The following is a 12,397-nucleotide window of genomic DNA, read 5'->3' as shown; positions in this document are numbered from 1 at the left end:
ATGTATAAGTCTGTTTTGGGTTCTGGCCGAAGGCCGTGGGAGCGAACTTGTTCGCGAAGGGGCCGGTGTAGTCGCCGAAAATGCAGCGCCTAAAACATGGTCTTCGCGAACAAGTTCGCTCCCACGCCCTGCGGGCAGAAGCGCTAAAAGCCCCGATTTTCGGGCTTTTCAGGACTTATGTACCACGCTGAGTGCATCAGCGCCGAGGGTGTAGCCTGGAATGCAGAGCGTCCAGTCATCAATCAGGTGTTCCAGATTCTTGGCGTTACCGCCTCGCGTCCCAGCAGGGCAGGGCGCAGGTATTTCCAGATTTGTATCAGCCAGGCCCGCGCGTGCAATGCTTCGTCTGCCAGACAGCGAGCGACCAGCAGACCGGGCAATTGAGTCAGGTCGCCGCGTACCGGGTTGGGCATCGACAGCAAACGGCAGGCCTCGAGCAGCTCGCTGCTTACTTCGCCGGTCATCAGCAGGGTGGCGAACACCGTTCTGCCGTCCAGGCCGATGGGCGAGTCCAGCAGCCCGTCGCCACCGATAATGCGTTGTCGCTCATGCCAGAGCAATGTGCCGTCGCGACGTATATCCAGATGCGACTGAAAATGCCCGTGCTCGAACCGCTCGCCACTGGCCGGGCGGCCCAGCGCCACTACATCCCAGTAACACAGCTTCGCATCACCGTGCAGCTCTATCCGAGTGCTCAGTTCTGCCTGGGCATTGCTGAAGACGATGGTTTCCTGCGGCAGCCATTCCAGCGTCGCACCAGGCTGGACGTGCAGTTCCAGTTGCTGAAAGGCCGGGCTGGCGGCGCGATACCATTTGGCCGCGCCGGGGCTGGTCAACTGTGCCCAGGCATTGGCCCCCACGGTGGCCGAGATATCCAGCCGGTCACCCCCGGCGATACCGCCTGGTGGATGAACGATGATGTGCTGGCACACCTCCGGGCCTTCGGCGTACAGATGCTTTTGCACCCGCAGCGGTCCTTTGTGGCGCCGCTGCGTCGGGCGTGTGCTGTCATCGAAACGGCCGTAACCCAATTCCAGCTCGGCGTGCCAGCTGGGGGTGAAGAGGGCGGTGTTGGCAGGCAGGTTCATGGTGTCTTCATTGGCTTGTCGAATGCTGCACGATAACGGATTGGCGCATCAAATAGTGACCAGACCACGAACGCCGTCGGTCTCCATGTTCTCGCCACGGCCCTGCTGGACGATCTCGCCCCGCGACATCACCAGGTACTGATCGGCCAGCTCCGCGGCGAAGTCGTAGAACTGCTCGACCAGCAGAATCGCCATGTCGCCACGCTCGGCGAGCTTTTTGATGACGGCGCCGATTTCCTTGATCACCGAGGGCTGAATACCTTCGGTGGGCTCGTCGAGAATCAGCAGGCGTGGACGGCTCGCCAATGCCCGGCCTATGGCCAGTTGCTGCTGCTGACCACCGGACAGATCGCCGCCGCGGCGGTGCTTCATTTGCAGCAGCACCGGGAACAACTCGTAGATGAAGGCCGGCACTTCCTTGGCCTCGGAGCCCGGAAAACGGGACAGGCCCATGAGCAGATTTTCCTCCACCGTCAGCCGACCGAATATTTCCCGGCCCTGCGGTACGTAAGCGATCCCGGCATGTACCCGTTGATGCGTCTTGAACTGGGTGATGGTCTTGCCTTCCCATTGCACCGAACCTTCCTTCGATGGCAGCAGGCCCATCAGCACGCGCAAGAGCGTGGTCTTGCCCACGCCGTTGCGGCCCAGCAGGCAGGTGACTTCACCGACCTTCACATCGAACGACAGACCGCGAAGAATGTGGCTGCCGCCGTAATACTGATGAAGCTTTTCGACCTGGAGCATGGTGGGTGTTCTCGTCTATTGCAGCGTAATCGCAGTGTTGCGACGCGGGGCGTCTGGACAGGTATTCCCGCGCAGCGCGCCGGAACGATCGGTTCGTTGCGTCAGCGTCCCAAATACACTTCGATCACGCGTTCATCGGCCTGTACGTCGTTCAGCGAGCCTTCAGCCAGTACGCTGCCCTGGTGCAGCACGGTGACATGGTCGGCAATCGAGCCGACGAAACCCATGTCGTGCTCAACCACCATCAGCGAGTGCTTGCCGGCGAGGCTCTTGAACAGCTCGGCGGTAAATTCGGTTTCGGCATCGGTCATGCCCGCCACCGGCTCGTCGAGCAGGAGTAATTGCGGGTCCTGCACCAGCAGCATGCCAATCTCCAGAAACTGCTTCTGGCCGTGGGACAGCAAGCCTGCAGGGCGCTGCATCGAGCTGGTCAGGCGGATCGTTTCCAGCACCTCACCGATCCGGTCCTGTTGTTCGCCGCTCAACCGCGCACGCAAACTGGCCCACACCGATTTGTCGGTCTTCTGCGCCAGCTCAAGGTTTTCGAACACGCTCAAGGCCTCGAATACTGTGGGTTTCTGGAACTTGCGGCCGATGCCGGCCTGGGCAATCTGCACTTCGGTCATCTGCGTCAGGTCCAGCGTTTCACCGAACCATGCCTTGCCGTGGCTGGGCCGGGTCTTGCCGGTGATGACGTCCATCAGCGTGGTCTTGCCCGCGCCGTTGGGGCCGATGATGCAGCGCAGTTCGCCTACGCCGATGTACAGATTCAGATCGTTCAGGGCCTTGAAGCCGTCGAAGCTGACGCTGATGTCTTCCAGCGTCAGGATCGTACCGTGGCGAGTGTTGAGGCCTTTGCCGGCGCTTTTGCCGAGCCCCACTGCGTCGCGGCTGGTGCCGGCATCGGAGTTTGGCGCCAGGATCGGTTCCAGCATGAAAGACGGGGTCGGAGTGGTTTTCATTGCTCGCTCCTTTTCTTCAGCATGCCGATCACGCCCTTGGGCAGATACAGCGTGACGATGATGAACAGCGCGCCAAGAAAGAACAGCCAGTATTCCGGGAAGGCCATGGTGAACCAGCTCTTCATGCCGTTCACCAGACCTGCGCCCAGCAGCGGGCCGATCAGCGTGCCGCGGCCACCCAGGGCAACCCAGACAGCGGCTTCAATGGAGTTGGTCGGCGACATTTCGCTGGGGTTGATAATGCCGACCTGCGGCACATACAAGGCCCCAGCCAGACCGCACAGCACAGCGCTCAGGACCCAGACGAACAGTTTGAAGCCGCGCGGATCGTAACCGCAGAACATCAGGCGGTTTTCCGCATCGCGCAGTGCCGTCAGCACGCGGCCGAACTTGCTCTGCGCCAGGCGCCAGCCGATGTACAGACTGGCCACCAGCAATGCGACCGTGGCCAGAAACAGCGCGGCTCTGGTCCCTTGTGAACTGATGCTGAAGCCCAGAATGCTGCGGAAGTTGGTGAAGCCGTTGTTGCCGCCAAAGCCGGTCTCGTTGCGAAAGAACAGCAGCATGCCGGCGAAGGTCAGCGCCTGGGTCATGATCGAAAAGTACACGCCCTTGATCCGCGAGCGGAAGGCGAAGAAGCCGAATACCAGAGCCAGCAGTCCCGGGGCCAATACCACCAGGCACATCGCCCAGAGGAAATGGTCGGTACCTGCCCAGTACCACGGCAGCTCGGTCCACGACAGGAAGGTCATGAACGCAGGCAAACCGTCGCCTGCGGCCTCGCGCATCAGATACATGCCCATGGCATAACCGCCCAAGGCGAAGAACAGGCCGTGACCCAGCGACAGTAGCCCGGCGTAGCCCCAGACCAGATCCAGCGCCAGCGCGACAATGGCGTAGCAGAGGATCTTGCCCACCAGGGTCAGGGTGTAGGCCGAGACCTGAAAGCCGTTATCGGCAGGCAGCAACGACAGCAGCGGCAGTGCCAGCAGCACCGCCAGTATTACGCAGCCTGCAGTCAGCGTGACTCTTGGCCCGACTTTTTGCGCGGCAGTTACTATCAATGGCTGGCTCATCAGTCGATCACCCGTCCTTTCAGTGCGAAGAGGCCTTGCGGACGTTTCTGGATAAACAGAATGATCAGCGCCAGAATCAGGATCTTGCCCAATACAGCGCCGATTTGCGGTTCTAGAATCTTGTTGGCGATGCCCAGCCCGAAGGCCGCCATCACGCTGCCGGCCAGTTGCCCGACGCCACCGAGCACGACCACCAGGAACGAATCGATGATGTAGCTTTGCCCAAGATCAGGGCCCACGTTGCCGATCTGGCTCAGGGCAACACCCCCCAGACCAGCGATACCTGAGCCCAGACCGAAGGCCATCATGTCGATGCACCCGGTCGGTACGCCACAGCAGGCGGCCATGTTGCGGTTCTGGGTGACGGCGCGCACGTTCAGGCCCAGGCGGGTCTTGTTCAGCAGCAGCCAGGTCAGTACCACCACGAACAGCGCGAAGGCGATGATCACGATGCGGTTGTAAGGCAGCACCAGATTAGGCAGCACCTGGATGCCACCCGACAGCCATAGCGGGTTGGCGACTTCAACGTTCTGCGCGCCGAAGGCAAGACGCACGGCCTGAATCAGCATCAGACTGATGCCCCAAGTTGCAAGCAGCGTTTCCAGCGGGCGGCCATACAGGTGACGAATGACCGTACGTTCCAGAGCCATGCCGATCGCGGCGGTGACAAAGAACGCCACTGGCAGCGCGATCAGCGGGTAGTACTCGATGGCCCCCGGTGCATAGCGCTGCAGCATCAGTTGCACAACGTAGGTGGAGTAGGCTCCCAGCATCAGCATCTCGCCATGGGCCATGTTGATCACACCCAGCAGGCCGAAGGTGATCGCCAGACCCAGCGCCGCCAGCAACAGGATCGAGCCCAGCGACATGCCGCTGAACGCCTGACCGAGGATTTCACCGATCATCAGCTTGCGCTTGACCTGCGCCAGGCTGGTTTCAGCCGCCACGCCTACCGAAGCGTCGGTTTCCACGCCGGGTGCCAGCAATGATTCAAGACGGGTACGCGCCAGCGGATCACCGGTTTCGCCCAGCAGCCGCACGGCAGCCAGACGTACTGTCGGGCTGGAATCGACCATTTGCAGGTTGGCCAGCGCCAGGGTCAGCGCGCTTTTGACGCTTGAGTCGGATTCACTGGCCACGCGTTCGGTCAGCAACTCGAGTTGTGCAGGGCGCGCGCTTTTTTGCAATTGCAGGGCCGCGGCCATGCGCAGTTGTGTGTCGGCTGCCAGCAACTGATGGCTGGCCAGCGCCGTTTCAACCAGGCCACGCAGCCGGTTGTTCAAGCGCAATTTACGCGGTTCGTCAGGCGTTGGAGCATCGGCGGCGGCAGGAGCCTGTGCATCGACGGCCACGTATTGATCGTTGTTTTCGATCCAGGCGCGCTTGCTGCTGTCAGCACCTACACGGCCATCGCGCAAGGCTTCAAGCAGCTCGACGCGTTCCGGCACAGGCTTGGCGGCCCAGGCCTCCAGCAGCTCTGCCTGTTGCGAAGAACTGGCTGCGACAAAGTCACTGGCATCACCGGCCTGGGCAGCCAAAGGCAGCAGCAGGCTGATGGTGAGGATCAAACGGTAGAAATAAGAAGGCATATCAATATGGCCTTGGTCTGTTATGGCGTTCCACTAGACATTCGTGGCTGTTCGCCCTGACGCTGCTCGTTTCTCACGCTCTGCGTGGGAATGCCTTTCGTGACGCTCTGCGTCAACCATGCACCGAGCCGCGCGCTCAGGATCGGACGCGGAGCGTCCAGAACTGCGTTCCCACGCTGGAGCGTGGGAACGATCAGGCTGTGTTGATAGGGGGTCAGTTGCTCTTCGCCGGGGCGTCCGGCTTCTTGTCGTTGCCAGGGATGTACGGGCTCCAAGGCTGGGCGCGGATCGGCTCTTTGGTCTGCCACACAACGTTGAACTGACCGTCGTCCTGGATTTCGCCGATCATCACTGGCTTGTGCAAGTGATGGTTGGTCTTGTCCATGGTCAGAGTAAAGCCCGACGGCGCGGCGAACGTTTGTCCGGCCATGGCTTCACGGACCTTGTCCACGTCGGTGGATTTGGCTTTCTCGACCGCCTGCGCCCACATGTGAATGCCGACATACGTGGCTTCCATCGGGTCGTTGGTCACGGCCTTGTCAGCGCCTGGCAGGTTTTTCTTTTTGGCGTAGGCCTTCCAGTCAGCCACGAACTTCTTGTTGACCGGGTTTTCCACCGACTGGAAGTAGTTCCAGGCGGCCAGATGGCCTACCAGTGGCTTGGTGTCGATGCCGCGCAGTTCTTCTTCGCCTACCGAGAAGGCCACAACCGGCACGTCGGTAGCGTTCAGGCCCTGGTTGGCCAGTTCCTTGTAGAACGGCACGTTGGAGTCGCCGTTGACGGTGGAAATAACGGCCGTCTTGCCACCGGCGGAGAACTTCTTGATGTTGGCCACGATGGTTTGATAATCGGAGTGACCGAACGGGGTGTAGACCTCTTCGATATCGGTATCTTTCACGCCTTTGGAATGCAGGAAGGCGCGCAGAATCTTGTTGGTGGTGCGCGGGTAGACGTAGTCGGTGCCGAGCAGGAAGAAGCGCTTGGCCGAGCCGCCATCTTCACTCATGACATATTCGACGGCAGGGATGGCCTGCTGGTTAGGCGCAGCACCGGTGTAGAAAACATTGGGCGACATCTCTTCGCCTTCGTACTGCACCGGGTAGAACAGCAGCCCGTTGAGTTCTTCGAAGACCGGCAGCACCGATTTGCGCGACACCGATGTCCAGCAGCCGAATACCACGGCTACTTTATCCTGGGTCAGCAACTGACGGCCTTTTTCCGCGAACAGCGGCCAGTTGGACGCCGGGTCGACGACGACCGGCTCCAGCATCTTGCCGTTGACGCCGCCTTTGGCGTTGATCTCGTCGATGGTCATCAAGGCCATGTCCTTGAGCGATGTCTCGGAGATGGCCATGGTGCCGGACAACGAATGCAGAATGCCGACCTTGATGGTCTCGGCTGCCTGAACGGTCCAGGTCAGCCCCATGGCGGCGATGGATGCGGACAGGGTAAAGGCTTTGATCAGGCTGCGACGCTTCATTGACTGGCTCCCTTAGTACATTGTTTTGAGGTTTGGCGGCGGTGCATTTTTTGCTCTTTCAGGCTTTAGCAAGGTCTGGGCCAATGCAGAAACGTCGCAAAATGGAACGAATGTGTCGCGGTTCGGGGAAGATGTGCACCAAGGTGGAACCCGGCCTTGTCCCGCGTGCGCTCCGGGCTCTGCAATGGTGCAAGGCTGCTTTGCAGGAGCGCCGGCCAGTAACGACCGGCTTCCCGGATCAGCCGCGTGTGGGTTTCAGACCCAGAGTTCCTGTTCCCCGGTATAGAGATCGTAGGTCTGATCAACCAGTTGTTCGGGCGCATCGAACCAGGCAAACAGCTGTCCGTTGACCCGCTTGGTCGCACCCAGTTGCACGTATGTCCCCGGCGCAATGGCCACGTGATCACCAAGAAAGCCGGTGAACATGTTCTTCTTGGGCACAGCCGGTGCAAAGATGAAGAACACCGGGTGGTTTTCGGCATTGGCGTTGCGATTCACGAACCCGTCCTGGCTCCATCTGGAGGCGTTGGCTCGCGACATCGATGCAGACTGCACGCCATTGTCGGTAAACACTGCACCCACTTCGCGCTCAAGGCATGCCACCCCGTCGCTGGACACATAGGTGGCGCGAAATGCAGTGCCTTCCCACGCCTTGAGCTTATGGAACTGACGCAGAAACCTGCGCGTGGTGGCATTGCGTACGCCGCTTCGCAGCAGCGGGTTGATCTCCGTTGAACCGCCTTCCACGTAGGTGGTTATTTCGGAAAATTTTTCTGCGTTGGATGTATGGGCCAGCGTCAGGTAGTCGGTCTCGAACTTCAGGCGTTCGATGCTACTTGCTTCCTCCAGAGACGCCGGCCAGAGAGTTGTCAGGCTGGTCAGCCGCGCCTCGGCACTGCGGATTGCCGATTGACTCATGCGCGGTATCTGTTTGCCCACGATTTTCCAGACGCCGGTCGTGCTGCGAAGAGCAAACTCCTGCCCGTGCACCAGTTGTGTGGCATCCATCGGGTTTACCCGATAAAGGCGCGAGTGGCCGAACACGTTAGCCCGCCGGCTTATGAAGCAGGTCTGGCCCTCTACCTCAATGGCGACGAAGCTTTTGGGGTCCATGGCAGCGATCAGTTTCGAGCCTGCGAAACGCGGCGCCTTTGAGTGCGAAAGGAGGTAGCCGATCTGCGCCTGACCATCACGACCGACTCTGCGTACGAGGTGCGGACGTCTCACCATTTTTGCGGCGCTTCCTGCCGGCTTCAAGGCCAGCGCCAAGTGGCCGACCAAGGCAATGGCAAGATAGCTGAGGGCGCTCAGAAACTCCTCGGCGGCGCCTTCCAGGTCGTTTTCATCGATTTTCGAAAAAGCGCTCCAGGTTTTGTAAAGGCCAGCGCCCAGCGCGACAGGCATCATGATCGCGCCAGGCAGAAACAGAATCGCAATGCTCGCGATCAGATCGAAGCCCAGACCCGATTGCCCTGTACCGGTGGTCAGACTCATCTGCCGTTTGGCTTCGTTGATCAGAAGGTTGATCTTGGTCTCGTGATTTTCCTCGTAAATGTCTTTGCTCTGGCTGACAAACACGACGGGGCGCAGCAGCCTTGACGGGATCGGTAGCAGCGTCAGCTGGGTAAATACTTCGGGTGGACGCCAATGCTTCGCTTCCTTTTCGTACTGCATGGCATGCAGCGTCTCAAGACGCCTGGAAACCGGTATTTGCTGAATCAGATACTGCTGGAAGGGTGCCTCTTCCAGAAAGCTGGTGGTCAGGTGATACATGCTGTTGAACCAGCGGAAAACGACACCGTCGGCAGCATCCAGCGTGCACAGCACCAGTGGCCCCTTCTCGAATTTTCCGGCTGGAGCAATCAGCATCACGTTGGTCATCTTGAGTTGGTTGACGCTGAAAAAACGGACTTCAATGGCTTGCTTGTTGATGGTTCGACGTCCTTGGAGTCCTGGCGAATCCAGCACAGCCTTGATCCACTCGCGGCCGGTGGGTGCAAAAGCCTGTTGTTCGATCTCCAGCAGCGCCATCTTCATCTGAGCTCGCAACATGGCTTTTTCTGACCGCTTGAGCTGCTGTGCATACGCCGAGGTTTTCAGGTGCAGGTCAAGGTAATTACTGAGGTATTGGGGATCTTCCAGCGTGGTAATCAGCTCTGTTACGGCCTGCTTGTCCAAGTGCGCAAGGTAGATGCCTTCGGCGTCGACAGCGCGTAGAAGCACGGCATCCTTGGCCTTGGTGTGCAGGGCTTGGGTATGTGCCAGTTGCCTGAGTGAAACGTTCTCGGTGTTGATTTCTGGCAATACAGGCGCGCCGGGAATATCGAGCACTTCGATGCCCGTCCTGTAGGTCAGTGAAATATTGATCTGTTGCGCTGTTGCCGTGATGGATAGCCGGTTCAGCAGTTGAGCCAGTTGCTTGTCGATATAGCGCGTCGGGTAGGTGCGGCTGTCATTTTCTGCCTGGCCGAAGTGCTCCTTGCTGGCTTTGCGCATGTTCACCACCAATTCGCCAAACCGCTTTGCCTGGCGATGCCATGCATGACGCTGCGTCAGCGTCATGGTTTTCCACCAATCGGGCATTCGGCTTTGCACCAGATCGCTGTCGAATCCGTCGAGTCGCCAGTGGTTGTCGAAGTAAATCCTGGGTTTCAGCAAACTCGCTATCGTTTGCTCGAAACAGACCGCGTCCATCTTCTGAGCGCGGGCCAGCTGTACAGCCTGAGCGAAGACCGACTGCTGCGCGACAACCTGCCGGGCAAGCAGCAGGCTGAGAAAGTTGCCGTCCATCAGGGTGTATTGCCATTGCAGGACAGGGGTGGGTTTGGTGGGGCTTGCCTCCCCGGCGGTGACGCTGTCGCCCAAGCGTCCTCGGTACTCGGGTTCAGTCACTCGCTGAACAAGCGCGTGGTTCAACTGTTGCAATGAGGCAAATGCTTCCAGCCCGTCATGGGGCGTAAACAGAAGTACATCTTCCAGCTCTTCCTGCTCTTCCAGGTCTGGCTGGACCGGCGCATCACGAAGACGCCGGGCAATGGCAAACGCACCGTAAAGCGACAGCGAGGGGCCGTCGCCGTCTTGTGCCGACAGGCTGTAAACACTGTGCGGCTGCAAGTCTGCGAGACCCGCGGTCGCATCTGTGGCACAGGGCCCAAGGGTGGCCGAAAGCAGGCTGTAGTGCCCGGTCGTCATCTTTCCCAGGGCGATCAGCACCGCACATTCGGATGTCAGGCACTCGATCTGCTCTGCGACAAACTGGCTGCTCCGGGTTTCGCCATCAAGCGTCGCAGTGCTCCAGTAGTCTGCAAGATTTCGTGTGTAGCACTGCTCAAGTTGCTCGCTGACCTGGGTGAAGAACGTTACAGTCGCTGCCCGCCCCAGCGGCTGAATGGCAGGTGGCTTGACGTCAGGCTGCTGTGTGTCAGGCGTTGGAGAAGGCGTGTCGAGAGGCGGGTGGAGAGCGACTACATCATTGTCGATCCATTGCAAATGGCCGGTGAAGTATTCGATCAGGCCAGGGATCAGTGGAACCCTGTGTATGTTGCTCCCGTGGTCGAATCCGACCTCGTTGTCACGGTAAGTCAGCCAGGTCGTCTCGACATCCAGCTCGGGTTTGAGGGGATGCAGCAGGGTACGGGCCAGTTCTTGGGTCGTCTTGCTGAAGTCGGGTGGATAGGTATCGCTGGCAAGCGAGGCGTTTAGAGCCTGGGTTGATGCGGTGAGCGGTAAGGTCATGGTGCCGATTCGTCTGCGTGATGGATGATCCGCTCGATGTGTTGGCCGGGCGGTTCATTTCATATAGTCAGGGTTAAAGGCACGCGGGTATCGGCCAGCGCAGTGAGAGGACTGCAGCATCGGCTCTCTGATAGGTAGGAAGTCTCGGAAACGCGCGAGATTGAGGTAAGGACGGGGCCTGAAACCGGGTATGAGGAGGAATTCATCACAACGCCACTCAATGGTTTCAGGCCCCGCAGAGAGCAATCTAAGCTGTTGTCGCTGTTTTGGCAAAGCGCGAAAGCACTATTCGATCAAGCGCCCGGACAACCAGCATCGGTCCTGGGTGTCAGGGATACCACCGCGATAGGATCGATGAAGGCATTCAGCTCCCGGCCCTGCTCGTTGGGAGTTACTCAGTGCTGGTGTTCCGAAGCCTGTTTTTGTACCACGACCTGCACCTCGACATCCCCCGCCTTTTCAAAATGCAGGGTCATCGGGAAGCGTTGGCCGACCACCAGCTTCGAGCGGTCCTTGATGTCCAGCAGCATCACGTGCCAGGCCATGGGGGCGAAAGCCACCTTCGCGCCAGCCGGTATGTCGACCGCCTGAACGTGCTGCATCTTCATCAGCCCGTCGACATGTACATGCTCATGCAACTGCGCCTGCCCGGCGATGGGTGTGTCGACGCTAATCAAACGGTCGGCGCTGTCACCCTTGTTCTCGATAGTGAAATACGCTGCCACCGTCGGTGCGTTGGGCGGTAGCTCCATTGACCACGGATGGCCAATCAGCAACGGCCCTGCCTTGTACTCATGGGCGTGGACGAGGCTGGCTGGCAGCAGCAGTGCGGCCAGCAGCAGTGCTTTTTTGAGCATGGGGGGCTCCGCAGGATTCGATGAAGGGGTGAAAGGTAGTTTAAATGGAAATCCGAAACACCTGGGTAAACCTTTGAGCGCCGCTGAGTGAGCCTGTTTCGTAAAGTCGTTCCCCGGCATGCAGTCATAAGGGGATCGGGATGTATGAAAGGGCACAGTCACATCGTTTGCGTTTGGGGCGATTCTCCAGTGCAGGCCAAATGTATTTGGTCACCGCAAAAACATTCCAGAGAAATCCTGTCTTTTCCGATTGGCGCATGGGCCGTCTGCTGGCTGATTCATTAGCCTGGGTGGTAATGCTCGACCACATTCACTGGCTGCTGCAGTTGAATAGTCATTCATTATCCAGAGTTGTGCAGCGCGTGAAATCGAAAAGCGCGATCGCCATAAACAGAGCCAGAGGCTGCAGTGGACCTTTTTGGCAAAGCGGATTCCACGACGTCAGCATCCGCACTGAAGAAAGCCTTTTGGGTTTTGCCCGTTATATTGTGGCCAATCCGGTTCGAGCCAACCTGGTCAAAAGCGTGCGCGATTATCCCCTATGGGACGCAATCTGGTTGTGAAAAACCGGCCTCTTCGTGAGCAAGCTCACTCCCACGGGGCCGAGGTGTGTTCTGCAGCATCGCTGATCCTGTGGGAGCGAGCTTGCTCGCGAAGGCGTATTAACAGATCAACAGATTTTCAGCGGCTGCACCGGCCTCTTCGTGAGCAAGCTCACTCCCACGGGTCGAAGGCGTATTAACGGATCACAGATTTCCAGCGGCTGCCCCGACCTCTTCGTGAGCAAGCTCACTCCCGCGGGTCCGAGGTGTGTTCTGCAGCATCACTGATCTAGTGGGAGCGAGCTTGCTCGCGAAGGCGTA

9 protein-coding genes are annotated in these 12,397 nt (G+C 59.2%); 1 reads left to right on the top strand and 8 read right to left on the bottom strand.

Annotated features, from left to right (window positions below; all coding sequences use genetic code 11):
* Window positions 1-242 precede the first annotated feature (242 nt).
* The 8 genes from AO388_RS07825 to AO388_RS07790 all read right to left on the bottom strand — a co-directional run bounded on the left by AO388_RS07825 (window position 243) and on the right by AO388_RS07790 (window position 11,534).
* Window positions 243-1,088 carry an urease accessory protein UreD gene (locus AO388_RS07825; RefSeq protein WP_058416271.1) on the bottom strand — a complete coding sequence of 282 codons (846 nt, stop codon included), beginning with the start codon at window positions 1,086-1,088 and terminating at the stop codon, window positions 243-245.
* A 48-nt stretch (window positions 1,089-1,136) separates the two neighbouring features.
* Window positions 1,137-1,835 carry an urea ABC transporter ATP-binding subunit UrtE gene (gene urtE, locus AO388_RS07820; protein WP_003368879.1) on the bottom strand — a complete coding sequence of 233 codons (699 nt, stop codon included), beginning with the start codon at window positions 1,833-1,835 and terminating at the stop codon, window positions 1,137-1,139.
* Window positions 1,836-1,936: 101 nt separating this feature from the next.
* Entirely contained in the window at window positions 1,937-2,797 is an 861-nt protein-coding gene (gene urtD / locus AO388_RS07815) for an urea ABC transporter ATP-binding protein UrtD (protein ID WP_003368877.1), read from the bottom strand.
* Window positions 2,794-3,873: an urea ABC transporter permease subunit UrtC gene (urtC, locus tag AO388_RS07810; RefSeq protein WP_058416270.1), complete on the bottom strand. Its 1,080-nt coding sequence runs from the start codon at window positions 3,871-3,873 to the stop codon at window positions 2,794-2,796. Before urtC ends, urtD begins: the two co-directional genes overlap by 4 nt.
* Window positions 3,873-5,462 (bottom strand): urea ABC transporter permease subunit UrtB, encoded by a 1,590-nt coding sequence (gene urtB / locus AO388_RS07805; protein WP_058416269.1) that lies wholly within the window; start codon window positions 5,460-5,462, stop codon window positions 3,873-3,875. Before urtB ends, urtC begins: the two co-directional genes overlap by 1 nt.
* A gap of 214 nt (window positions 5,463-5,676) precedes the next feature.
* A complete protein-coding gene (urtA, locus tag AO388_RS07800; RefSeq protein WP_058397068.1) occupies window positions 5,677-6,942 on the bottom strand; it encodes an urea ABC transporter substrate-binding protein in 1,266 nt (421 codons plus the stop codon).
* Window positions 6,943-7,197: 255 nt separating this feature from the next.
* Window positions 7,198-10,677: a dermonecrotic toxin domain-containing protein gene (locus AO388_RS07795; protein WP_003431750.1), complete on the bottom strand. Its 3,480-nt coding sequence runs from the start codon at window positions 10,675-10,677 to the stop codon at window positions 7,198-7,200.
* Between the two features lie 395 nt (window positions 10,678-11,072).
* Window positions 11,073-11,534 carry a copper chaperone PCu(A)C gene (locus AO388_RS07790; RefSeq protein ID WP_003368869.1) on the bottom strand — a complete coding sequence of 154 codons (462 nt, stop codon included), beginning with the start codon at window positions 11,532-11,534 and terminating at the stop codon, window positions 11,073-11,075.
* A 140-nt stretch (window positions 11,535-11,674) separates the two neighbouring features.
* Between AO388_RS07790 and AO388_RS27255 the strand changes: the two genes are divergently transcribed.
* On the top strand, window positions 11,675-12,097 hold the full coding sequence (locus AO388_RS27255) for an REP-associated tyrosine transposase (RefSeq protein ID WP_080396672.1): 423 nt from the start codon (window positions 11,675-11,677) through the stop codon (window positions 12,095-12,097).
* The last annotated feature ends 300 nt before the right edge of the window (window positions 12,098-12,397 follow it).

The sequence above is a fragment of the Pseudomonas sp. ICMP 10191 genome (assembly GCF_001467335.1).
GTDB classification, from domain to species: Bacteria; Pseudomonadota; Gammaproteobacteria; order Pseudomonadales; family Pseudomonadaceae; genus Aquipseudomonas; species Aquipseudomonas cerasi.
This window is presented reverse-complemented; position numbering and strand designations above follow the sequence as displayed.